This is a genomic window from Mycobacterium montefiorense, from assembly GCF_025823255.1.
Classification (GTDB): domain Bacteria; phylum Actinomycetota; class Actinomycetes; order Mycobacteriales; family Mycobacteriaceae; genus Mycobacterium; species Mycobacterium montefiorense.
Genome location: NZ_JACKVL010000012.1, coordinates 627727 through 650481 on the forward strand (window position 1 = coordinate 627727; position 22755 = coordinate 650481).

The 22755-nt window shown below is 63.6% G+C and carries 27 protein-coding genes; 18 read left to right on the forward strand and 9 right to left on the reverse strand.

The genetic code is table 11. The features are described 5' to 3' along the window. Positions 1-8 precede the first annotated feature (8 nt). The 3 genes from H7K34_RS12765 to H7K34_RS12775 form a co-directional block, all read right to left on the reverse strand. Positions 9-530 carry an Rv2253/PknI dimerization domain-containing protein gene (locus H7K34_RS12765; RefSeq protein ID WP_264062459.1) on the reverse strand — a complete coding sequence of 174 codons (522 nt, stop codon included), beginning with the start codon at positions 528-530 and terminating at the stop codon, positions 9-11. Positions 531-663: 133 nt separating this feature from the next. Beyond that, positions 664-1305 carry a hypothetical protein gene (locus tag H7K34_RS12770; RefSeq protein ID WP_264062275.1) on the reverse strand — a complete coding sequence of 214 codons (642 nt, stop codon included), beginning with the start codon at positions 1303-1305 and terminating at the stop codon, positions 664-666. Beyond that, positions 1302-2057 carry a hypothetical protein gene (locus H7K34_RS12775; protein ID WP_372510752.1) on the reverse strand — a complete coding sequence of 252 codons (756 nt, stop codon included), beginning with the start codon at positions 2055-2057 and terminating at the stop codon, positions 1302-1304. Before H7K34_RS12775 ends, H7K34_RS12770 begins: the two co-directional genes overlap by 4 nt. 211 nt (positions 2058-2268) lie before the next feature. Between H7K34_RS12775 and H7K34_RS12780 the strand changes: the two genes are divergently transcribed. Together H7K34_RS12780 and H7K34_RS26920 are read left to right on the forward strand one after the other, a co-directional pair. Continuing rightward, positions 2269-2658 carry a hypothetical protein gene (locus tag H7K34_RS12780; protein WP_264062460.1) on the forward strand — a complete coding sequence of 130 codons (390 nt, stop codon included), beginning with the start codon at positions 2269-2271 and terminating at the stop codon, positions 2656-2658. A 117-nt stretch (positions 2659-2775) separates the two neighbouring features. After that, the gene (locus tag H7K34_RS26920; protein WP_372510768.1) at positions 2776-3054 is read left to right on the forward strand and encodes a hypothetical protein; all 279 of its coding nucleotides are present in this window, start codon (positions 2776-2778) and stop codon (positions 3052-3054) included. A gap of 37 nt (positions 3055-3091) precedes the next feature. On the opposite strand, the gene H7K34_RS12785 is transcribed toward H7K34_RS26920, so the two are convergent. Then, positions 3092-3703, reverse strand: coding sequence for a TetR/AcrR family transcriptional regulator (locus tag H7K34_RS12785; RefSeq protein WP_264062278.1), 612 nt, complete (start codon positions 3701-3703; stop codon positions 3092-3094). A 105-nt stretch (positions 3704-3808) separates the two neighbouring features. Between H7K34_RS12785 and H7K34_RS12790 the strand changes: the two genes are divergently transcribed. The 4 genes from H7K34_RS12790 to H7K34_RS12805 all read left to right on the forward strand — a co-directional run bounded on the left by H7K34_RS12790 (position 3809) and on the right by H7K34_RS12805 (position 6275). Further along, complete coding sequence (locus H7K34_RS12790) at positions 3809-4585, forward strand: hypothetical protein (RefSeq protein WP_264062279.1); 777 nt, start codon at positions 3809-3811, stop codon at positions 4583-4585. Further along, positions 4582-5403, forward strand: a complete 822-nt coding sequence (locus H7K34_RS12795) for a hypothetical protein (RefSeq protein ID WP_264062280.1) — start codon at positions 4582-4584, stop codon at positions 5401-5403. The genes H7K34_RS12790 and H7K34_RS12795 overlap by 4 nt, the downstream gene beginning before the upstream one ends. 65 nt (positions 5404-5468) lie before the next feature. Next, positions 5469-5990 carry a cytochrome c oxidase subunit 3 family protein gene (locus H7K34_RS12800; RefSeq protein ID WP_264062461.1) on the forward strand — a complete coding sequence of 174 codons (522 nt, stop codon included), beginning with the start codon at positions 5469-5471 and terminating at the stop codon, positions 5988-5990. 3 nt (positions 5991-5993) lie between these two features. Next, a complete protein-coding gene (locus H7K34_RS12805; RefSeq protein ID WP_264062281.1) occupies positions 5994-6275 on the forward strand; it encodes a cytochrome C oxidase subunit IV family protein in 282 nt (93 codons plus the stop codon). A gap of 17 nt (positions 6276-6292) precedes the next feature. On the opposite strand, the gene H7K34_RS12810 is transcribed toward H7K34_RS12805, so the two are convergent. Then, positions 6293-7588, reverse strand: coding sequence for a cytochrome P450 (locus H7K34_RS12810; RefSeq protein WP_264062282.1), 1296 nt, complete (start codon positions 7586-7588; stop codon positions 6293-6295). A 186-nt stretch (positions 7589-7774) separates the two neighbouring features. On the opposite strand from H7K34_RS12810, the gene H7K34_RS12815 reads away from it, so the two are divergent. Then, a complete protein-coding gene (locus H7K34_RS12815) occupies positions 7775-8476 on the forward strand; it encodes a TetR/AcrR family transcriptional regulator (RefSeq protein WP_264062283.1) in 702 nt (233 codons plus the stop codon). Here the strand turns inward: H7K34_RS12815 and H7K34_RS12820 are convergent. Continuing rightward, positions 8392-8766 (reverse strand): hypothetical protein, encoded by a 375-nt coding sequence (locus tag H7K34_RS12820; RefSeq protein ID WP_264062463.1) that lies wholly within the window; start codon positions 8764-8766, stop codon positions 8392-8394. The genes H7K34_RS12815 and H7K34_RS12820 overlap by 85 nt on opposite strands. Before the next feature lie 71 nt (positions 8767-8837). Continuing rightward, complete coding sequence (locus H7K34_RS12825; protein ID WP_264062284.1) at positions 8838-9581, reverse strand: enoyl-CoA hydratase/isomerase family protein; 744 nt, start codon at positions 9579-9581, stop codon at positions 8838-8840. Between the two features lie 108 nt (positions 9582-9689). Between H7K34_RS12825 and H7K34_RS12830 the strand changes: the two genes are divergently transcribed. The 5 genes from H7K34_RS12830 to H7K34_RS12850 all read left to right on the forward strand — a co-directional run bounded on the left by H7K34_RS12830 (position 9690) and on the right by H7K34_RS12850 (position 13634). After that, a complete protein-coding gene (locus tag H7K34_RS12830) occupies positions 9690-10109 on the forward strand; it encodes a lipoprotein LpqH (protein ID WP_264062285.1) in 420 nt (139 codons plus the stop codon). Between the two features lie 88 nt (positions 10110-10197). Further along, entirely contained in the window at positions 10198-11388 is a 1191-nt protein-coding gene (locus tag H7K34_RS12835; protein WP_108925820.1) for an amidohydrolase family protein, read from the forward strand. Positions 11389-11420: 32 nt separating this feature from the next. Beyond that, complete coding sequence (locus H7K34_RS12840) at positions 11421-12824, forward strand: FadD3 family acyl-CoA ligase (RefSeq protein WP_264062464.1); 1404 nt, start codon at positions 11421-11423, stop codon at positions 12822-12824. Then, positions 12821-13444, forward strand: coding sequence for a fatty-acid--CoA ligase (locus H7K34_RS12845; RefSeq protein ID WP_264062286.1), 624 nt, complete (start codon positions 12821-12823; stop codon positions 13442-13444). Before H7K34_RS12840 ends, H7K34_RS12845 begins: the two co-directional genes overlap by 4 nt. Positions 13445-13460: 16 nt before the next feature. After that, a complete protein-coding gene (locus H7K34_RS12850; protein ID WP_264062287.1) occupies positions 13461-13634 on the forward strand; it encodes a (2Fe-2S)-binding protein in 174 nt (57 codons plus the stop codon). 13 nt (positions 13635-13647) lie between these two features. Here H7K34_RS12850 and H7K34_RS12855 read toward each other — a convergent pair whose 3' ends face one another. After that, entirely contained in the window at positions 13648-15357 is a 1710-nt protein-coding gene (locus H7K34_RS12855) for an alpha-keto acid decarboxylase family protein (protein ID WP_372510755.1), read from the reverse strand. Between the two features lie 65 nt (positions 15358-15422). Here H7K34_RS12855 and H7K34_RS12860 point away from each other — a divergent pair, with 65 nt between their 5' ends. From H7K34_RS12860 to H7K34_RS12875, 4 genes are read left to right on the forward strand one after another with little or no spacing between them, the layout of a single operon-like run. Continuing rightward, positions 15423-15866, forward strand: coding sequence for an SRPBCC family protein (locus H7K34_RS12860; RefSeq protein ID WP_264062289.1), 444 nt, complete (start codon positions 15423-15425; stop codon positions 15864-15866). A gap of 5 nt (positions 15867-15871) precedes the next feature. Beyond that, positions 15872-16951, forward strand: a complete 1080-nt coding sequence (locus H7K34_RS12865) for a CaiB/BaiF CoA transferase family protein (RefSeq protein ID WP_264062290.1) — start codon at positions 15872-15874, stop codon at positions 16949-16951. A gap of 57 nt (positions 16952-17008) precedes the next feature. After that, entirely contained in the window at positions 17009-17461 is a 453-nt protein-coding gene (locus H7K34_RS12870) for an SRPBCC family protein (RefSeq protein WP_264062291.1), read from the forward strand. Between the two features lie 42 nt (positions 17462-17503). Further along, entirely contained in the window at positions 17504-17956 is a 453-nt protein-coding gene (locus H7K34_RS12875; RefSeq protein WP_264062292.1) for an SRPBCC family protein, read from the forward strand. Here the strand turns inward: H7K34_RS12875 and H7K34_RS12880 are convergent. Beyond that, complete coding sequence (locus H7K34_RS12880) at positions 17943-19124, reverse strand: pyridoxal phosphate-dependent aminotransferase (RefSeq protein WP_264062293.1); 1182 nt, start codon at positions 19122-19124, stop codon at positions 17943-17945. The two genes, H7K34_RS12875 and H7K34_RS12880, sit on opposite strands and share 14 nt — an antisense overlap. A gap of 204 nt (positions 19125-19328) precedes the next feature. On the opposite strand from H7K34_RS12880, the gene H7K34_RS12885 reads away from it, so the two are divergent. Both H7K34_RS12885 and H7K34_RS12890 read left to right on the forward strand, forming a co-directional pair. Beyond that, entirely contained in the window at positions 19329-20540 is a 1212-nt protein-coding gene (locus H7K34_RS12885) for an acetyl-CoA C-acetyltransferase (protein ID WP_264062295.1), read from the forward strand. Between the two features lie 4 nt (positions 20541-20544). After that, positions 20545-22689, forward strand: coding sequence for a 3-hydroxyacyl-CoA dehydrogenase NAD-binding domain-containing protein (locus H7K34_RS12890; RefSeq protein ID WP_264062296.1), 2145 nt, complete (start codon positions 20545-20547; stop codon positions 22687-22689). Positions 22690-22755: the final 66 nt, after the last annotated feature.

The following is a 22755-nucleotide window of genomic DNA, read 5'->3' on the forward strand; positions in this document are numbered from 1 at the left end:
ACCGCCGGTCAGGAGAGCCGGTCCATGCGCATTGGCATCGTAATATCGAGCCACTGGTTTTGCCCACAGGCACCGCTTGGGCCGACCGTCTTGTCCTTGCCCGAGAAAGTCGGCGAGCCGATTTGGAATCCACCATTGTCGTTCACCGGGTAGAAAAAGAAGGTCTGCTGCCCGTTGAACGCGGTACCGTCCTCGCACCGCTCCCAATTCGACACTTCGCGCCTTACCTTCCACATCTCCCCATCAAGCAAATAGGCGGGCGCCGTCCATCCCTGGTCGCTCGTCACCGTGCCCTGACATTCCTGGAAATTGGCGCACGTCGAGTTGATGGTCCAGGTTTGGTACACCGTCGGTTCGCCGAAGTATTGATCATTGCGTTGGGCATAGTCGCCGATCGACGTGACGCGGAATGTCCCGTTGACGGCCACTTCTTCCTTGGTGGTCGCCCGGGCAGTCGGTGCGGCGGCTAGACCGACAACGACGGTGGCGGCCACCGCCGTTGCGGTGATAAGTGGTTTAGCTGAACGCATCAGGTGCTCCTCGAAGCGCATTATCCGACAGTGCCTCTGACGGCTATTCGCCATCGGTTGCGGCCTTCTCGAGCGATGACGTTACACCGCTTCGGTCGACCAAGGTAATGGTTGCGAAGAAGATTTTCCGCACTCATGCAACCGGGTCGAATTTCGCGATCAGCCAGGAATCGTTGACCTTTGTCAGCGTGACCTGGACGGCGCTCTGCGTCTTCTCGGGATCTTTCTTTTGCACGCTGGTCGTGGCCTGGTCGACAAAAACCAGCACGATGGCCGAATCAGAATGTAAATCCGAAACTGCGGCCCGGATCACCTTGGCGGTGGCCGTCAATTGCCCCTGCTGCGCCGTCGGCGCCACGACATCTTCGGCGAATTTGTCGTAGAAGGCCAAAAAGTCGCCGGTGAGATGCGATTTCGCATTCGCGAGATCACGATGCAAATGCTCGTACGAATACGACAGCACCGCTACGGCACCATCCGACGCCGCCTGGACTACCTGGTGTGCGGCGGCATCGCCGACCTGCTGATCCGGCCGATACACAATGAAGTATGTGCCGCCGGTGAATCCCAAGGCGGCAACGACCAACGTCGCCGCGACTATGGAACGCCACTTCGCCAGACACCGGCGGGCCCAGGGCCGGACCGCTGCCAGCCGACGGAAGCGCGCCGACCCCCCGCTAGCAGGTGGCCGCCCGTCCTCGTCGGCGGGGGAATGCTCCGAGCTCTCAATCGCAGTTTCGGTACCGTCCAGCGACGAGCCGCGCTCGACACTCATGACAGGAATTCAACTCTCGACATCTTGAGCTGACCGCCGTCGCGGTTCATGTCGACACTGAGTCGAAACAGGGCCGGCGGCGGTTTGGCGTTATCCGGCCCGACGGGAACGGTTTTCGCTGCCACAAGCACGATTCCTGAATTGTCACTGAACGACTGGACGGCGGTGGCTTCCACGGTCGCCGTGCTGCCGACCTTCGTCTCCTCCGCCTTCTTGACTATGAGGACTGACAGCACTGACAGTTGGTTCTTCTGGTCGCCCGTAGACGAATCGATCATGGCCTGGACGCTCTCTTTGGCGTGAGCGGGGTCGATCGACATCAGCGCCGTGACCCCTTGCCGGGCGGCTGCGGCGAACTCCGCGGCCAGCTGCCGGTTATGAACTATGGCGTGGTGCTGCCACAGTATGTACCCGCTCGCGCCGACCGAAGCGGAGACGAGCACGGTGCCAATGACAACAGCTGCCGTTTTCCGCGCTGGACGGCGGAGCCGCCTGGGAAGCCCGGGACGCGGCAACCGCAGCCGATTCCGGATCCGCGTCGCCTGGCGTTGCTCGTCATCTCGGGATGCGGCGTCGCCCGGGTCCCCGGCTTCTGCTGACCCGCGCAGGCGTGCCAGGCGCGCCCGCGCGGCCTCAGCGCGCGCTTCAGCCTCGGCAACTTCCTCTTCTGAGACTTCCGTAGTTCCGTCGGGGTCGTTCACGTCCGCCGGGTTATCACAACGGTCGACGTCAGGCCCCTCCGAATTGTGCACGGAGAAGCAGCTTATCACTTCGGCGTGTGCTCAATGCTTCCATCGAACGGCGGCCATTGCGGCTCTTACATGCGCAAATCTCGATCGTCAGCGAGCGGGCTCACTAGCGTTCGCGCAGCCTTGCGCGGACGACCGTTATCGCTCGAGAGATCTTCTCCAAACAGGAGAATTTTCTTTTCAGGTGTGGCAAAGTAATCGGGTGCGATTAATCGTGGCCCTATTTGCCGCGTTGCTCGGCGCCGGTCTGCTAGCCGCGCCGCCGTCCTACGCCGGGCCGACCGTGTGCGACTACCCCGACTGCACTCCCGGCATCATGCCGCATCAGGTTTTGGGTGCGCCGTGTGACAACACCAGCTACTACGCCTTCGGTGTTGCCGACGGTTATGTCTCCTTCGCCTCGCAGCCCGGACGGCTGATGTTCTGCGGCTCGCCGAGGAGATATCAGCCGCGATGGTTCCGGTCACCGCCAATGGCGGGAGTCAAGGAAGAAAATGCCAGCTGCCAGAATTACCAGAACTACGTCGCGCAGGCGCCGGATGGCCTGTTCCTTATCTGTTATGCCCACGACGGCATAGTGAGCTGGATCCGCGCCGACACGTAGCCTTCACGAGGCAACACGAGGGAGCCGATCGCTATGCAGATCGTTAATTTCAGCAGCGAGCGCGTTAGTCGCCCGGGCTGCCAAGGCCGTTGCAGCCATGTCGCGGTGGCGGCGAGCATGTTCATCGCCGTCCTACTCCTCGCACCGTCCGCTCGCGCCGACACAGGCATCGATGGCTACGTGAGTTGCCTGGGCGGCGACGCGAAACTCCCACCGCCGGGGGTGAGTGCTGAAGTTTGGTTTCCCAGCGTTCATGTGATTGAGAACGATCTCGATTCTGGGATTCCCTCTGCCCAAGTAGTTCAGATTTTAGTGGGTATGGGAGTCAAGCCGGATGTTGCCGCTACCCGAGTGCGTTGCTTCCAAGCCAATCAACCCCGCGGACAAGCGCATTGACGCGGTCAGGAAACTGACCCGACTCCCTGTTTTTCCTTCAGCTGGATGACTTGGGTGCTTCCTGGTGCAAACCGAGCAGGCGCTTGATCATGTCGGTAAGCCGCACGAGCAGTGTGTCGTCGTCGATGTCGGCCAGCAGCGGGTGCATGACCGCGGTGCTGATCGCGCCGGAGAACATGGCCGCCTCGATCCGACCGTCCAGGCCGGCATCGCTCAGCAGTCCTTCATACAACCGGTCCATAAAGCGTTGAAACGGCTTGTGTTCGGCCAGCAGCCGAACCACAACGGGATCGAACTGCAACGTGCGCACCAACCGGCGGTCGCGGACCGCCATCTCGACGACGCTCTCCAGCAGCGCATCCCGGGCTTGGGGTCCGTTGCCGTGCGCCTCGGCTGCCTCCAGCGCGGGAAGCAGCCGCCCGAGCTCGCGCTCGGTAACCGCGATCACGATCTGATCCTTGGTTCGGAATTGGTGGTAGACAGCAGCTTTCGTGATCCCGACGGCATCGGCGATCATCTGCAGCGAGGTGCCGCTGACGCCATGCTGCGCGAACAGGTCGAGCGCGGCATCGAGCACCCGCGTTCGGGCAGGGCTGTATTGAACAACTCTCAGCTCTTCATCGCTGACCGGCTGCCCTGCTGTTCCCACGCAACGAGCCTAGACGACCGGCTATTGACCCGAGGCTAGCCGATCGGCTAGCTTCGGGGGCGAGCCGAATGTAGCACGTCGATTTCGTGCTGAAGGGAGTCACCGATGACAGACACCGGCGGGGGAGATACGGCCGATCGGCGAGCGACGCTGCGGTCCACCGACGGCGAGGTCATTCTGCTCTGGACATTGCCAGTCACGGTGATCCTCTGGATCGCCGGCTTCCTTCTGTTTCCGGGCTTCAATCCGCCGATGTCACCGTCGATGCCGGCGGAGCAGGTTGCCGCGTTCTTTTCCGATCCGGCCCACGTCCCGCAGATCCGGTACAGCATGATCGTGTTCAACTGGTTCGGCGTGTGCCTCGTCCCGATCCTGGCCCTGATCGTGCTGCAGATCCGCCGAATGGCACATCGGACGCCGATCTTCTCCTATGCGATGTTGGGTTGCGTGGCCGGTGGTCCCACATTGTTTCTCGTCGCCAACGTCTGCTGGCTGCTGGCCGCCTTTCGTCCCGAGCGCAGTCCGGAACTGACGCAGCTGCTCAATGATTTCGGCTGGATGACCTTCACCATCCTGGTCCCGTTCCTGATCGGGCAAAGCGTGATCCTTGCCGTCGCAATCTATTTCGATGATCAGCCGAGCCCCGTTCTCCCCCGCTGGGTGGCCCACTTCAACCTTCTCGTGGCTTTAGCGCTGGTGCCGGCAGCCTTTGTCGGAGTGTCATTGACCGGCCCGCTGGCGTGGGACGGCTTCCTGTCGTTCTGGGTGAAAAACATTGCCATCGCCGTCTGGATCGTCGTGATGGGCGTTGCATTGGGGCAAGCCATTTATCGCGAGCGAGCCGAAAACCGCCGGCGTCCAGATGAACTGGTCGACGCATGAGTGCGGTGATTACACCGCCGACGTCGCCGGCCACGCCTCCCTCCGGCCCGCTGCATCACCGGATCGCCTGGCACATACGGCACAACCCCAAGCGCGAACTCTGGTTGGCGTGGTGGGTGCTTGTCGTGTTTTACAACCTGTTCTTCCCGGTGTTCTTCATGATCGCGCAAGTTCAGCCCCCGCCGGAACCCACCTGGGACCTCGCGACGCAGGTCCACTGGTTCTCCGAACGGCACCTCGGCATACCTCTTGGCTTCGGCATCATCTTCGCGATCAGCGGCGCGATCGCGACAAACAATGCCCTGATTGCGTATTCGATGCGACGTATGTCGGTCAGCCGCGCGTTCGGTTACTCCTATCTGGTCATCTACTCGCTCAGTGCGGTGCCCGGCATGATTCTGCTCAACATCGCGCTGATCGTCGGGACGATGCGACCAGAGCGCAACCCTGAAGTGATCGGCTGGCTCTACGACTTCGCCTTCTTGTCTTTCGACGGAACGATGGGGGTCTTCCTGATCGGTTCGCTGATCTGGATGGTCGCGATTCTGCTCGACAAGAATCGGGTGTTCCCCAAGTGGTTCGGCTATCTCAACCTCTGCAACGCGCTGACCGAGGTCGTCGTGGCGCCCTGCTGGATCTTCCGGCGTGGCGTGTTCGCCTGGGACGGCGAGATCGCCTGGTGGCTGGACATGGTTGTATTCGGCGTCTACCAAGTCACATTCGTTGTCATGCTGTACCGGATGATCCGGCGCGAAGACTTCGGTACCGGACAGTTGCCGGATTTCCCGCGTAAGCGGAAAGAGGCGGTTGCGCTGTGACCGACCTCAAGGCCGACCTGACCGATAAGGACACACGCGCTAGATTCGTGCCCGGTCAGCCCGACATGTGGGCCTTCGTGTTGTTCGAGACCTTGGTCTTCACAGGGTATTTCGGCTTCTACCTGTTCTCTCGCGCCAGAAACCCCGAGTTGTTCTTGCATGCCCAGGCGCACCTGGACCTGCGTATCGGCGTTTTCAACACCCTGGTCTTGCTGCTGAGCTCGTGGTCGGTGGCGCGGTGTGTCCAGTCAGCCCGCGCCGGCGCCTACCGGGCGGCGCTGCGGGACGTCTTCATCACGGCCGGATTCGCCGCGGTGTTCCTGTTCTTCAAGGTGTTTGAGTGGGCGCGGCTGGTCCACACGGGCAATGGGTTCGACAGCAACGACTTCTTCACCTACTACTTCTTCCTGACCGGGATCCACTTCGTTCATCTGCTGATCGGCTTCGTCGTCCTCGGCATCATCGTGTACCAACTCCGAAGTCCGGCGCGGCGCTCCCAGGAACTTATCGAAACCGCCGCAACGTATTGGCACACCGTCGATTTCCTATGGGTGCTCATCTTTGCGCTGTTGTACGTGGTGAGGTGAGCAGTGAAATTCAACAAGAGGCTGTTGTTGGTCTGGGTCATCCTGGCCGCGCTGACGTTGGCTTATTTGTGGATAGACCACTCGGTCGACGGGTCGATGAAATCCAGTGCGGTGGTGACGACGATGGTCATCGTGATCGCACTTATCAAGGTGCGCATCATCTTTCGAGAGTTCATGGAGGTGAGAAGCGCTCCGGCTCTGCTCTGCCGGCTAACCGACGCCTGGGTGGTGGTGATGGCCGTCGCGATGCTCAGCTGCTATTTCGTCGGAATGCAGATCCGCTAGTCCGAGCCCGCAAGCGGTCAGCCCACGGGCGCGACCGCATCCGCGGTTGTGAACGACAGATGCAGCTCGCTCAAACCCCGCAAGATATAGGTCGGCTCGTAGGTGTAACGACGCTCGGAGGCCGGCCCGTGGTGGGCTTCGTTGATCTCGATGTGCGGCATCCGGTCCAGGATGCGTTCGATGGAGACGCGGCCCACCACGCGCGCGAGCGGTCCGCCGGGGCAGGAGTGCACCCCGCGGGCAAACGCCATGTGCTCGCGAACGTTCTTGCGGCGGACATCGAACTCGTGCGGGTTCTCGAACCGGCGTGGATCGCGATTCGCCGCCCCCGGCAGCACCATCACGACGGTCCCGGCGGGTAGGTCGACACCACCGATGTTGGTGTCCCGCACGACCAATCGTGAGTCGCTTTTGACCGGGCTCTCCATGCGCAGTGATTCTTCGATGAATCCAGGAATCAGGCTCCGGTCGTCGCGAATCTGTTGCTGTATCTCCGGCCGGTCGCCCAGGGCTTGCAGGGCTGCGCTCAGCAATTTGGCCGTGGTCTCCTGGCCGGCGGCGAAAAGGAACGTGGCCGAACGGACCACGTCGATCACCTCGGGGGTGGAACCGTCCGGATACTTCGCTTCCGCCAGGAAAGTCAGCACGTCGCCGCGTGGCTCGTGCCGCCGGGCCTCGATGTAGTTGCAGAACTTCTCGTCGAGCCACTCGAGTGGGTTGATGCCGACCGACTCGTGGTCCAGGGCACCCACCCGTGCCTCGGGCCGGTCGGCGCCCAAGACGACGCGGAATTCCTTGTGGTCGTCCTCGGGGACGCCGAGCAGGTCGGCGATCACCAACGTGGCGAACGGCTTGGAGTATTCGGCGATGAACTCGCACTCGCCGTTGTGCAAGAACTCGTCAAGCTGGCGGTCGGCCAGCCGCCACATGAACTCCTCGTTCTGCTTCAGCCGGCTCGGGGTCAACAGCTTGCTGAGCACCGAGCGAGCCTTGGTGTGGTCCGGGGGGTCCATGGTGACCATGTGCTCGTTCATCGGAAAGTAGCTGCGGTGCTCGTTGATCAGGGCGCTGATGTCGCCGCCGTCGGTCTGGAACGGCAGCGGGGGGAACGGCCCGCCCAGCGCGACGATGTTGGAGAACGTTTCCGGGTCCTTGTAGATCTCGGTGGCTTCCGCGTAGCCGGTGATCGCGACGACCCCATAGTGCGGCAACCGCAGCACCGGGTTTTGGCTGCGTAGGTAGTCGAAATAGGGGTGCGGATCTGGGACCAGAGACTGATCGGTGAAGAAGTCGATCGAGTCGTAGTTGCTCATCGGATTGTTTCTCCCTGGGCTGGGTTTACCGGTGATGTCCGGCGGCATGCGGTACCGCCGCCCGATTTCGAGAATCTGCTGAGCACCTGCTTAGCACGGCAGTAATGTCGTGGTCAAGGACACGACGCCGTGCCGCGCTAGGATTCCCGTGGTTGGCAGGCGAGCGCGGACAGGACGGAGAGCGGCATGACATCGGCTCGCAGGATCGGTGCGCCCGACGCCAAGAACCGTGGCCTGCTGCTCGACGCTGCCGAACAGTTGATGATCGAAGAGGGCTACGCCGCTGTCACCTCGCGCCGACTGGCCAACAAGGCGGGGCTGAAACCTCAGCTGGTGCACTATTACTTCCGCACCATGGAGGAGCTGTTCCTCGAGGTCTTCCGCCGCCGCGGTGAAGAATCGCTCGAGGTGCACGCGCAGCTGATGAAGTCAGCGCAGCCGCTGTGGGCGGTGTGGCGATTCGGCACCGATCCCGCATTCACGCGCATTTCCATGGAATTCATGGCGCTGGCCAATCACCGCAAGGAGATGCGGGCCGAAATCGCATATTACGCAGAACGATTCCGCGAGGAGCAACGCCAAGCGGTGACGACCGCGCTACAGGAATATGGCGTGGCCTCCGAAGAGCTGCCGCCGGTGGTGGTCGCCGTGCTGATGTCCAGCCTGTCGAGATTCCTAGTGCTCGAGCAGGCGGTCGGTATCTCCTCCGGTCACGCCGAAACCGTGGAACTAGTCGAAAGTCACTTGCGTCGCCTGGAAGGCGAACCGCAACCAATCGAGGGTGTCCCGCCGACCTGGATGGTTCACCAGTTCCGCAGCGAGCAAAGCACGCCTTTGAGGCCATCCTTGGATACGACGACGGCTCCGTCCACCGCCAGAACACAGTGAAGCCCCGGCGTGCCGGGCTCGGTACCCGTGCTCGCCACGACCATCGCGTAGTCGTCGGGGTTCGACATGTCCAGATCGAAGGTCCACGGCTTACCGGGGGCGAGATCGACGTCGATGTGCGGTGTGAATGAGTAAGGGTTGTGGCTGTAATCGGAGAATCTTGCCGGCTGGTGGTCCAGGTAATAAATATCGGTGTAGATCGGATTCTCAGCGGTGACGGCGTACTTGACGTGATGCATGATCGGCCCGGCAGTTGGGTCGGCATGAGCCCGTCCGGGGCTCACAACCAAACCCGCGCCCGCCAAGAGCCCCGCCACGGTCATCGCCGATCCGATGCCTAGTAGCTTCTTCACGCTGGTACTCATGTCGCTCCTCCGGCCGGGCGCGGCTTAGCGTTTCGGTTCATTACCTGCTCTGCGGCCTGCCAATGGGCATCGGCAACCCACAAACGTGCAAAGGATGCTATCGCCTCATCAGGTGAAACGCCGCTGATTAGTCGTTTTATCTCCGCGGCCGGCTGGCGGGTCAGTGAGGTGGCAAGCGAGCGCCAGCCCTCCTCGAAGGAGGCGCGCGGCAACACCACGTCCACCAACCCCATCCGCTCGGCCTCGGCGGCGTCAACGGTTTTCCCACTGCCCGCGAGCAGCAAGGCTTTGCTCTTTCCGACCAGGGCTGCCAGCCTCTCGGCACCGCCCCAAGCCGGCATGATTTCCAGCGTCACCTGATTGAACGCAATCTTGATGTCGCTTGCGGCAACCCGGATGTCCGCGGCAACAGCCACTTCGGCACCACCGCCGAAGGCGTGGCCGTTGAGCGCGGCGATCACCGGTGCGGGAAAGTTCGCCAGTTGATCGCAGATGGTCCGCATCCGCTTTGCCATTGCGGCAGCGTCCTCAACGGTGCGCAGCGCGCTGAGCTCCTTGAGGTCGCCGCCCGACACGAATGCCCTGTCGCCGGCACCCCTGATCACCAGGGCATGGGCGCCCGTTGCTGCATCGAGTGCCTTCTCCAACTGGTCCATGGTGTCGAGCGCGATCGCGTTGCGCGCGTGGGGACGGTCGATCGTGAGTACCGCCAACCCATTGTCGAGCTCCAAATCCAGCATGCGTATTTGCTCCTCGAAGAGCCGTCGATATTGGCATTCTCGTGCGGCGAGAATAGCATCATCGATGCAGGCTGAATGGGTTTGCTCATCAAGGATAGAGGTGGCCCGGTGCAGAACCGAATCGTCGCGGCGACCGCTGCGGTGCTTGCCGTGGCCGGCGTCGGGGCCTGCACATCGCGGCCAAGCCAAATCGCCAGCACGGCATCGGTGGCCGTCAACGGCAACGACGCGAACTTCCACGTCGTGAAGTGCAGCCAATTGGGGTGGACTCGGACGATCGACATCGGCGGCAACTTTGCCGGAGCCAAGGTGATTATCGACGAGGGGGCGCAACCGGCGACAGCCCAGTCTGTGCGCATCCAGAATCTTGGTGGGTTCACCGGGATGTACTCCCGGGGCGGCAGTAGCAGCGCCGACATGAGCATGACTGGGGACAAGTTCACGATCACCGGCACCGCCAACGGTTTCAAAACCGACAAGCCGAATGAAGCGGCGTCTGCCGAATTCAAAATCATCGCCACCTGCTGACCGCGGGGTGCCGTCCACCGACAGGGGGCGTGTTGCGGCGACCGCCTTCGAGAGAATAGTATTCTCGCAAATTGCGAAGGAGGATCTCATGGGTCAACTGTCTCACCGGGAAGACGTCCCGTTTCCAATCTTTGACGCCGATAACCACCTCTACGAGCCGCCGGAGGCGCTGACCAAGTTCCTGCCCAAGGCGTACAAGGACTACGTCCAGTACGTGCAGATCAACGGGCGGACGAAAATCGCGATCCGCGGCCAGATCAGCAACTACATTCCCAACCCGACCTTCGAGGTCGTCGCCCGGCCGGGTGCTTGGGAGGAGTACTTCAAGTACGGCAACCCGGAGGGCAAGAGCAAGCGCGAGCTGTTCGGTGAGCCGATGCGCGCGATCCCGGCGTTCTTCGAGCCCGGCCCGCGCCTCGAGGTGATGAACGAGCTGGGTCTGGACCGCACCCTGATGTTCCCAACGCTGGCCAGCCTGCTCGAGGAGCGGCTGTCCGACGATCCGCTCGCCATCCACGTCCTGGTTCACGCGCTGAACGAATGGCTCGACGAGGTCTGGGGCTTCAACTACCAGAACCGGATCTTCACCACCCCGGTCATCACCCTGCCGATCGTCGAGAAGGCGATCGAGGAGCTGGAGTGGGCGGTCAAACGTGGGGCGCGCTGCATCCTGGTCCGACCGGCGCCGGTCCCCGGCTTCCGTGGCCCGCGATCCTTCGCACTGCCCGAGTTCGATCCGTTCTGGGAGCGGGTCGTCGAGTACGACGTGCTGGTCGGCATGCACTCCAGCGACAGCGGCTACTCCCGGTACACCTCGGAGTGGGACGGCGCCAGCGCAGAGATGCTGCCGTTCCAGACCAACGCGATGGGCATCCTCAACGAATGGCGGCCGATCCAGGACTCGGTGGGATCGTGGGTGATTCACGGCGCGCTCTACCGCCACCCCAAGCTGAAGGTGGCGATCGTCGAGGCGGGTTCGAAGTGGATGACGCCGCTGCTGGACGGCCTGGCCGAGGTCTTCCGCAAAGCCCCGGAAGCCTTCCCGAGCGATCCGGTCGAGATGGTCAAGAGCCGCATCCACGTCAGCCCGTTCTTCGAGGACGGCATCGACGATCTGGTCAACCTCGTCGGTGTGGATCAGGTGTTGTACGGCTCGGACTGGCCGCACCCGGAAGGGCTGGCGGAGCCGACCTTCTACATCAATGCGCTGTCGCACCTGTCGGCCGACGACCAGGCGAAGATCATGGGCGGTAACCTCGCCCGGCTCGTCACGGTGTGACACACACCCCACTCTGGGAGACCATCCCCGAGATGGTCTTGAGCGCGGCGGATCGCTTCGGCGACGCGGAAGCAGTCGTCGACGGTCCGCTGCGCTTCACTTTTGTCGAACTTATCGGGCGAATCCGTTGCGCCGCAGGCGCATTCGCAGAACTCGGTATCGATAAGGGTGACCGGGTCGCCATCTGGGCGCCCAACTCCGCGGAGTGGATCGTCGCGGCTTTCGGCTTGCTCACCGCGGGCGGGGTGCTGGTGCCGGTCAATACGCGGTTCAAGACCGGAGAAGCGGGCGACATCATCGCCCGAAGTGAAGTAAAGGCCGTCCTGGTTCAGAAGGGATTTCTGAGCCAGGACTACACCGTGCCCGCGGGGACGCCGGTCATCGATCTGAAGTCCGACTTCCTTTCCAGCGGTTCCCCGTTCGAGCGGCCGGTGAGCGGCGGCGACATTTCGGACATCATCTTCACCTCGGGCACCACCGGCCGCCCGAAGGGCGCGATGATGAATCATCGCCAAACGCTGCGAATGTACGAGGAGTGGGCGACGCTGGCGGATCTTCGCCGCGGTGACCGCTACTTGCAGATCAATCCGTATTTCCACACGTTCGGCCTCAAAGCGGGACTCATCACGTCATTCCTGCGCGGCGCGACGATGCTGCCGGTGGCGGTGTTCGACGTCGATACGGTCGTGGAACTCATTGCGCGCGAACGCATCACGATGCTGCCCGGGCCGCCGACGTTGTACCACTCGTTGCTCACAGTGGGGGACAAGTCCAAGCTGTCGACATTGCGGGCCGGCGTGACCGGCGCCGCCGACATTCCTGTCGAGCTGGTCCGTCGTATCCATGACGAACTGCCATTCCAGACGCTGATGACCGGTTACGGGCTCACCGAGGCCGGCAACGTCACGCTGTCCCTGCCCGGCGATTCTTTCGAGGATGTCGCTACCACGGCGGGCGTGCCGTGTGAGGGCGTTGAGGTGCGCATCGCCGATGACGGTGAGGTGCTGGCCCGCGGGTACGGCGTAATGCAGGGCTACCTGGACGACCCCGCAGCCACCGCTGAGGCGATCGACGGCGACGGCTGGCTGCACACCGGAGACCTGGGAGAATTCACCGAGACGGGGCGCCTGCGCGTCGTCGGCCGCAAAAAGGACATGTTCATCGTGGGCGGCTTCAACGCCTACCCGGCCGAGATCGAGGGCTTCTTGCTGAGCCATCCGGCCGTCGCGCAGGCGGCAGTGATCGGCGTTCCCGACGAGCGACTCGGGCAGGTGGGCAAGGCGTTCGTCGTTCTCAACGGTGTGGCCGCCGCCGACGAATTAATCGACTGGTGCCGCGATCGCATGGCCGGATTCAAGGTGCCGCGCGCGGTACAGTTCCTTGATTCACTTCCACTCAACGCGACGGGAAAGGTGATGAAGGACCAACTTCGATGAACAACGGTGAGATTCATTCAATGGTGATCGCGTCGGACTATCGTTTGCCCGACCCGTCCCGGGTGAAGCCCTTCCTTGAGCACAACAAGAAGGCACTCTCCGATATCGGAGCGCACCACGTTCTGGTCTACACGTCGACGCATGACTACGGCCGCGTGCTGGTGATGATCGGCGTGCACAGTCGTGAGCCGATTGTGGAATTGCTGCGATCGCGGGTTTTCTTCGACTGGTTCGACGAGGCGGGTGTCGAGGACATCCCCGCGGTGTTCGCCGGAGAGATCATCGACAGATTCGTCCCGGCGCCCCTGTCGTCTTCAGCGGTTCCCGGGGTCGTGGTGGCCGCCATCGCATCGGTCGTCGATGTGCCGGCACTGATCGCGGGCGTTGACTCTGCGATGAACAGGTTTACCGCGGCGGGCATCCGAAAGACCTGGGTATTCCGGGCTTTCGACGACAATCACGAGGTATTGATTCTGCAGGAGTTCCCCGACGAGGAGAGCGCGCGGGAGTGGATCGAACACCCTGACGCTGCCGCCCAATGGATGTCGGGCGCGGGAGTGGGGCCTTACCCGCCGCTGTTCGTTGGTCAGTTCTCCGACATCATGCGCATCGAGAGTTAATTGAGCCGAGCGCTCGATGTTTGTCTGCCTGTGTAACGGAGTCACCAGCCAGGCGGTCACCGACGCGGTCGACGCCGGGGCCTCGACAACAAAGGCGGTCGCCCACGCCTGCGGGGCAGGCGCCGACTGCGGACGTTGTCGGCAAACCGTCCAGGCGATACTCAAATCGTCGAAGCCAGACCCGGCCTAGGCCCGGTCTGCTATCAGCGGCGCTTGCTGCCGTCCGGCGACATGGGCGCAACGAGTTCGACCAGCAATGGCGGAATCTCCATGCGCGGCAAGACCACCTCGACGAGCACCATGCGGTCCTGATGTCCGGCCGCCGCGGTCAGCGCGTCGTCGAGTTCGCCATAGGTTCGCGCGCTGAACGCGAGGTGATTGACCACCCCCAGCGCATTGGGAATGTCGGTCCAACTCCAGCTTGCGATGTCGTTGTAGGGCGCCGTCTCTCCGTGGATCGCCCGCTCGACGGTGTAGCCGTCGTTGTTGACCACCACGACGACGGGGGACAACCCTTCGCGAAAGAAGGTGCCGAGCTCCTGCACGGTCAGCTGCGCGGCGCCGTCACCGATCAACAACACCGTCCTGCGGTCTGGGTGCGCGACCGCCGCGCCGAGCGCCGCAGGCAATGTGTAACCGATTGAGCCCCAAAGGGGTTGGCCGATGAAGCTGACTCCCTTCGGTAGTCGGTGGTCGGCCATGCCATAGAAGGAGGTGCCCTGATCGGCGAGCACCACATTTCCGGGTGTGAGTGCGTCGCACAGCCGGTTCCACACCATCTCCTGGGTGAGGGGCTGATCACGGGCCGGTGGTTGCGCTCCGGCTTCGGGTTCTTGGTCACCGGCCGACGTCACCGGCGGTGAACTGATTCCGCGCTGCGCCAGGATCTCCGCGAGCGCGCCGAGCGCGGCATCCATTTCCAGCGGCGCGAACACGTGGCCGGCCACACTGCTCTCATATTGCCCGACGTCGATGGTCCGGGCCGGGTCGATGTGCTGGCTGAAGAAGCCGCTGACCATGTCGGTGAAGACCACGCCGGCGGTGACCAACACGGGTGCGTCCTCAATCGCGGTGCGTACCGGCGGCGCGCTGGCCGCGCCCGCGTAGATCCCCAGGAAGTTGGGTGAGCTCTCGTCCAGCAGGCTCTTTCCCCACATCAGCGTGGCGTAGGGCACCACGTCGGCGGCCAGCAGTGCCTCAAGCTCTTTGACCGCCTGCAAGCGATGAACCAGCAGATCGGCCAGCACTGTCAACCGGTTGTCGCCGATGAGTTCACGGGCCGCGTCGACGAACATCGACAGCGCGCGGGGACTGGTGCCGCCGGTGTAGCGGGGCAGCGGCGCTGCGGGCGGCTCGGTGGCAAACCGCGCCACGTCGGTGGACAGCAGGATGTAGCCGGGCCGCTTTTGCTCGCGCACCTCGGACAGCACCCGGTCAATCTCGCGGCGAGCCGTTGCCGGCATGAGATTGGCTTGTGCGCAGGTGATTTCGCGACTGATGCGGAGGAAGTGCTCGAAGTCGCCGTCGCCGAGCGAATGGTGCAGCGCCCGCCGGGTTCCCTGGGCGTCCTTAGAGGGGCCGCCGACGATGTGTACGACGGGCACATGTTCGGCATAGCTGCCGGCGATCGCATTGGTCGCCGAGAGTTCGCCCACGCCGAATGTCGTTACCACGGCCGACATTCCGCGCAGTCGTCCATACCCGTCGGCGGCGTAGCCGGCGTTCAACTCGTTGGCGTTGCCGACCCACCGAATTCTGCGATGCGCGACGATGTGGTCGAGGAATTCCAGGTTGTAGTCGCCCGGAACGCCGAAGATCTCCGAGACGCCAAGCTCGGCAAGACGGTCTAAAAGGTAGTCACCGATGGTGTAGTCGGATTCCGCGGAACTCACATCGGGCGTGTTATCAGTCACGAAGTCGACGGTACGCTCGGTCGAATTCGCCCCCGCCCGGACGCCGTTTCGCTATCGTGCGGGCCATGGCGATCAACGAAACCCGCGAAGTTGTTATCGAAGCCAGCCCGGAAGAGATCCTCGATGTCATTGCCGATCTGGAGTCGGCGCCCGAGTGGTCGCCGCCGCATCAGAGCGTAGAAATCCTCGACCGCAACGACAACGGGCGGCCCATCAAGGTCAAGATGAAAGTCAAAGCCGCGGGCATCACCGACGAGCAGGTGATCGAGTACACCTGGGGCGACAACAAGGTGAGCTGGACACTGATCAGCTCGGGTCAGCAGCGGTCACAGGATGCGTCCTACACGCTGATTCCGGACGGCGAGCGCACCAAAGTCAAGTTTCAGCTCAGCGTCGACCCGGTGGTCCCGCTGCCTGGCTTTGTGTTGAAACGCGCCATCAAAGGCACGGTCGACACCGGGACGGAGGGCCTGCGCAAGCGGGTGCTGCAGGTGAAGAAGGGTAAGTAGCCGCCGTGGCCAGTGCCGGGCCGTTGGCCGGCGTCAAAGTCATCGAACTCGGCGGCATTGGACCCGGGCCGCACACGGGGATGGTGCTCGCCGACTTGGGTGCCGACGTGGTGCGGGTGCGCCGGCCCGGCGGCCTGACGATGCCGGCCGAGGACCGCGACTTGTTGCACCGCGGCAAACGGATTGTCGACTTAGACGTCAAGACGCAGCCCGGCGTCCTCTTGGAGTTGGCCGCCAAAGCCGATGTGCTGCTGGACTGCTTCCGGCCCGGCACCTGCGAGCGACTCGGCATCGGACCCGACGACTGCGCGGCCGTCAATTCGCGGCTGATCTATGCCCGGATTACCGGCTGGGGACAAGACGGGCCGCTGGCCTCGACCGCGGGTCACGACATCAACTATCTGTCGCAGACCGGCGCGTTGTCGGCGCTTGGCTACGCCGACCGGCCGCCGATGCCGCCGCTGAACCTGGTCGCCGATTTCGGTGGCGGTTCGATGCTGGTGTTACTCGGTATCGCCGTCGCGCTGTATGAGCGGGAAAAGTCGGGCAAGGGTCAGGTCGTCGACGCCGCGATGGTCGACGGGGTCAGTGTGCTGGCCCAAATGATGTGGACCATGAAGGGAATCGGCAGCCTGCGCGACAAGCGGGAATCGTTTCTGCTCGACGGCGGCGCCCCGTTCTACCGCTGTTATGAGACCTCCGATGGCAAGTACATGGCCGTCGGCGCCATCGAGCCGCAATTCTTCGCGGCGCTGCTGGGCGGACTCGGCTTGTCGCCGGACGACGTGCCGGGTCAGCTCGAAATCGGTTCGTATCAGCAGATGTATGACGTCTTCGCGCAGCGGTTCGCCAGTCGGACGCGTGACCAGTGGACCCAGGTTTTCGCCGGCACCGATGCCTGCGTGACGCCGGTGCTGACGTGGAGCGAGGCCGCCACCAATGACCATTTGAGCGCGCGGTCGACGGTGATCACCGCTCACGGCGTAGAGCAGGCCGCGCCCGCGCCGCGTTTCTCCCGAACGCCGGCCGGCCCGGTCGGGCCGCCACCGGCCGCAACCACCTCGATCAACGAAATCAACTGGTAGCTAATAACTACTCCGAACACGTTCCGTGCGTGGGGTGGGGTTGCTAGGTTGAACTCAGTGGCTGTAAAAGCATCACGTGAATTCGTCGTTGATGCGCCGCTTGACGTGGTCATGGGGGCGCTCGAGGATGTCAACGTGTTGGAATCCTGGTCGCCGCTGCATAAAAGGATCGAAGTAATCGACCGTTATCCCGACGGCCGCGCACACCACGTGAAAACCACCATCCGGATTTTCGGCCTTGTCGATAAAGAGGTTCTGGAATATCACTGGGGCCCGGACTGGGTGGTGTACGACGCCAAAGGCACCTTCCAGCAGCACGGTCAGCACGTCGAGTACAACCTCAAACCTGAGGGTGTCGACAAGACGCGGGTGCGCTTCGATATCACCGTCGAACCGGCGGGGCCCATTCCCGGATTTGTCGTCCGGCGCGCGATGGAAAATGTCCTCAACGCCTCGGTGAAGGGGTTGCGTGACCTGATAATGCGCGGCGGTTCGGATAAGGCACCGTAATTTTCGGTTCACGGGAGCCGGCCGATTGCTAATTTGTAGACAGTGGCCATACGCGCATCGTCGGAGATCGTTATTGAGGCGCCCCCGGAAGTAATCATGGAGGCGCTGGCCGACATGGACGCCGTGCCCTCGTGGTCGCCGTTGCACAAGCGGGTCGAAGTCGTCGACCGATATCCCGACGGACTGCCGCACCACGTGAGAATGACGATCAGAGTGAGCGGCATCGCCGATACCGAAATTGTCGAATATCACTGGGGCTCCGACTGGATGGTGTGGGATGCCCAGAAGACCGCCCAGCAACACGCTCAGCATGGCGAATACAACCTGCACCGTGAGGGCGACGACAAGACCCGGGTGCGATTCAGCCTCACCATCGAGCTCAGGGCGCCGCTGCCCGCGTTCTGGGTGCGCTCAGCCGGCGACAAAATTCTCTCTGCCGCGCTGGTGGGCTTGCGAAAGCGCGTGCTGGGTGATGAGGATTCTAAGCGGTCTTGAGTGCGGACAGTCTTTTGATCGCCTCGTCGAGAGTGTCGTCGCGCTTGCAGAAAGTGAAGCGCACCAGGTGATTCCACAGCTCCGCATGCGGTGCCGCGGGGTCGCAGAATGCCGTCATCGGAATGGCAGCCACGCCAACCTTTTCCGGTAGTGCCGCGCAGAACGTCGTGCTGTCGTCGTACCCGAGTGGGCGCGGGTCTGCGCAGAGGAAATAAGTGCCGCAGCTGTCGTGCACCGCGAAGCCGATGTGGGCGAGGCCCGCGGCCAGCCGATCGCGCCGGGATTGCAGCGAGCACCGGAGTTCGGCCACCCACGCGTCCTCGGTGTCCAGCGCCAGTGCCACCGCGGGCTGGAACGGCGCGCCGCCGACGTAGCTCAGATACTGTTTGGCTGCACGCACCCCGGCAATGAGTTCCGCTGGGCCGCAGGCCCATCCGATCTTCCATCCGGTGCAGTTGAACATCTTGGCCGCGCTCGAGATGGTGATGGTGCGCTGCGCCATGCCGTCGAAACCGGCCAGCGGCAGGTGCTTCCTACCCTCGGGGCCGTCGAACACCAAGTGCTCGTACACCTCATCGGTGATCACCAAAAGGTCCGCCGCCACCGCGATCTCGGCGATTGCCTGCAGTTCGCTTGCGCTCAGCACGGCGCCGGTGGGGTTGTGTGGCGTGTTGACGATGAGCGCCCGGGTCGCCGGTGTCACCGCCCGCTGCAAGGCGTCGGTGTCCAGCGCGAAGCCGCGGCCGTCGGCGACCAGCGGCACGGCGACACGGAGCGCGCCGGCCATCGCGACTACCGGAGAGTAGGAGTCGTAGAAGGGCTCGATGAGCAATACCTCCGAGCCTGGCTCGACCAGGCCGATGACGGCCGCCGCGATGGCCTCGGTCGCGCCGACCGTCACCAAGACCTCGGAGTCGGGGTCGTACTCGAGGCCGAAGTGGCGCTTGCGCTGTGCCGCGATGGCGTGGCGCAGCGGCGCGATGCCGATCCCCGGCGGGTACTGGTTGGCACCGTCGGCGATCGCTTCTTGCGCCGCCTTCAGCAACGCCGGGGGCCCGTCTTCGTCGGGAAAGCCCTGGCCCAGGTTCACCGCGCCGATCCGCGCGGCCAGCGCCGACATTTCGGCGAACACCGTGGTCGCGTAGGGCCGCAATCGCGACACCGTCATGGTCGTCGAGCTTAGGGGTGCGCGGTGGGTGCTCGAGCGTCGTGCCTGTGCAACACTCGTTGCCCAATGCCACCCGAGCGTGACTGCGGCGTCACGCTCAACGCTTCGACCAGCGTAGGCTTGGTCAACCAACAGGTTGGCCGGGAGCCCCTGTTAGGGTGCTGGTAGACGATCCGAACCCCCATTTTGTGAAGAGGAATCGACATGTCCGAAGAAGCCTTCATCTACGAGGCCATCCGCACACCGCGCGGCAAGCAACGCAACGGCTCGTTGAACGAGGTCAAGCCCGTCAACCTGGTCGTCGGGCTGATCGACGAACTGCGCACCCGGTTTCCCGACCTGGACGAGAACCTGATCAGCGACGTCATCCTCGGCGTCGTGTCGCCAGTCGGTGACCAGGGCGGTGACATCGCCCGCACGGCCGCGCTGGTTGCCAAGTTGCCCGAAACCACGGGCGGGTTCCAGCTCAACCGCTTCTGCGCCTCGGGGCTCGAGGCCGTCAACACCGCCGCGCAGAAGGTCCGGTCCGGGTGGGACGACCTGGTGCTGGCCGGTGGTGTCGAGTCGATGAGCCGCGTCCCGATGGGCTCCGACGGCGGCGCCTGGGCGACCGACCCCGAGACCAACTACCGTCTCGGCTTCGTGCCGCAGGGCATTGGTGCCGACCTGATCGCCACCATCGAGGGCTTCTCGCGTGAGGATGTCGACGCCTATGCGGCCCGCTCGCAGGACAAGGCCGCCGCGGCGTGGTCGGGTGGTTACTTCGCCAAGTCGGTCGTGCCGGTGACGGACCAGAACGGTCTGGTCATCCTCGATCACGACGAGCACATGCGGCCCGGTTCCACTGTCGAGAGCCTCGGCAAGCTGAAGACCGCGTTCGACGGTGTCGGTGAGATGGGCGGCTTCAACGACGTGGCGCTGCAGAAGTATCACTACATCGAGAAGATCAACCACGTCCATACCGGTGGTAACAGCTCCGGCATCGTTGACGGCGCCGCGCTGGTGCTGGTCGGTTCCGAGGCCGCGGGCAAGTCGCAGGGCCTGACCCCGCGAGCCCGCATCGTGGCCACCGCCACCAGTGGCTCGGACCCGGTCATCATGCTCACCGGCCCGACCCCGGCAACCCGCAAGGTGCTCGACCGCGCGGGCCTGACGGTCGACGACATCGACCTGTTCGAGCTCAACGAGGCGTTCGCGTCGGTGGTGCTGAAGTTCCAGAAGGACCTCAACATCCCGGACGAGAAGCTCAACGTCAACGGTGGCGCCATCGCGATGGGCCACCCGCTGGGCGCCACCGGCGCCATGATCACCGGCACCATGGTCGACGAGCTTGAGCGCCGCAATGCGCGACGCGCGCTGATCACGCTGTGCATCGGCGGCGGCATGGGTGTCGCCACCATCATCGAGAGGGTTTAAGGCCATGCCAGAGAACACCATTGCTTGGGACAAGGACGCCGACGGTATCGTCACGCTGACGTTGGACGACCCGACCGGGTCGGCCAACGTGATGAACGAGCACTACGCCGAGTCCATGCATAACACCGTCGAACGCCTTGTCGCAGAGAAAGATTCGGTTACCGGTGTGGTCATCACCAGCGCGAAGAAGACCTTCTTCGCCGGTGGTGACCTGAAGGCGATGATCAACCTCGGTCCCGAAAACGCCGGGGAGGCGTTCGACACCGTCGAGTCGGTCAAGCGTGACTTGCGTGCCCTGGAGACCCTGGGCAAGCCGGTGGTGGCCGCCATCAACGGCGCCGCCCTCGGCGGTGGGCTGGAGATCGCGCTGGCCTGTCACCACCGCATCGCCGCCGATGTGAAGGGCAGCCAGCTCGGGCTGCCCGAGGTGACGTTGGGCCTGCTGCCCGGTGGCGGCGGCGTGACCCGCACCACCCGGATGTTCGGCATCCAGAACGCCTTCATGAACATCCTGTCGCAGGGCACCCGCTTCAAGCCGGCGAAGGCTAAGGAGATCGGCCTGGTGGACGAGCTGGTCGGAACGGTCGAGGAGCTGGTGCCCGCCGCCAAGGCGTGGATCAAGGCCAACCCCGACTCGCACACCCAGCCGTGGGATGCCAAGGGTTACAAGATGCCCGGCGGCACGCCGTCCAGCCCGGCATTGGCGGGCATCCTGCCGTCGTTCCCCGCGTTGCTGAAGAAGCAACTCAAGGGTGCGCCGATGCCGGCACCGCGGGCCATCCTGGACGCGGTCGTCGAGGGCGCGCAGGTGGACTTCGACACGGCCAGCCGCATCGAGAGCCGTTACTTCACCCAATTGGTCACCGGCCAGGTCGCCAAGAACATGATCCAGGCGTTCTTCTTCGACCTGCAGTACATCAACTCCGGTGGCTCCCGCCCCGACGGCATCGGCAAGACCCCGATCACCAAGATCGGCGTGCTGGGTGCCGGCATGATGGGCGCCGGCATCGCCTACGTCTCGGCCAAGGCCGGCTTCGACGTGGTGCTCAAGGACGTCGACATCGAGGCCGCCAAGAAGGGCAAGGGCTACGCGGAAAAGCTTGAGGCCAAAGCACTTGAGCGTGGCAAGACCACCGAGGAGAAGTCCAAGGCGCTGCTGGCCCGTATCACGCCGGCCGCCGACCCCGCCGACCTGAAGGGTGTCGACTTCGTCGTCGAGGCCGTCTTCGAGAACCAGGACCTCAAGCACAAGGTGTTCCAGGAGATCGAAGACATCGTCGAGCCGAACGCGCTGCTCGGGTCGAACACCTCGACGCTGCCGATCACCGGTCTGGCGACCGGCGTCAAGCGGCAGGAAGACTTCATCGGGATCCACTTCTTCTCGCCGGTCGACAAGATGCCGTTGGTCGAAATCATCAAAGGCGAGAAGACTTCTGACGAGGCGCTGGCCCGCGTGTTCGACTACACGCTGGCGATCGGCAAGACCCCGATCGTCGTCAACGACAGCCGCGGATTCTTCACCAGCCGGGTGATCGGCACCTTCGTGAACGAGGCGCTGGCGATGCTGGGTGAGGGTGTCGAGCCCGCCAGCATCGAGCACGCGGGCTCGCAGGCCGGCTACCCGGCGCCGCCGCTGCAGCTGTCCGACGAGCTCAACCTGGAGCTGATGCACAAGATCGCGACCGCGAGCCGCAAGGGCGTCGAGGACGCGGGCGGCAAGTACGAGCCGCACCCCGCGGAGGCCGTCGTCGAGAAGATGATCGAGCTCGGCCGGCCGTCGCGGTTGAAGGGCGCGGGCTTCTACGAGTACGTCGACGGCAAGCGCACCAGCCTGTGGCCCGGCCTGCGGGAGACGTTCAAGTCCGGCTCCTCGCAGCCGCCGCTGCAGGACATGATCGACCGGATGTTGTTCGCCGAGGCGCTGGAAACCCAGAAGTGTCTTGACGAGAACGTGTTGACGTCGACGGCCGACGCCAACATCGGATCGATCATGGGCATCGGGTTCCCGCCGTACACCGGTGGTAGCGCTCAGTTCATCGTCGGCTACTCCGGCGCGGGCGGCACCGGCAAGGAAGCCTTCGTGGCCCGGGCCAAAGAACTGGCCGCCAAATACGGCGACCGTTTCCTGCCGCCTGACTCGCTGACCTGACCCGGGTTTGCTGCGGTAGCGAGCGATCTCAGTTAACGTCCTCGTCGGGTGGGGCTCCGACGAGGA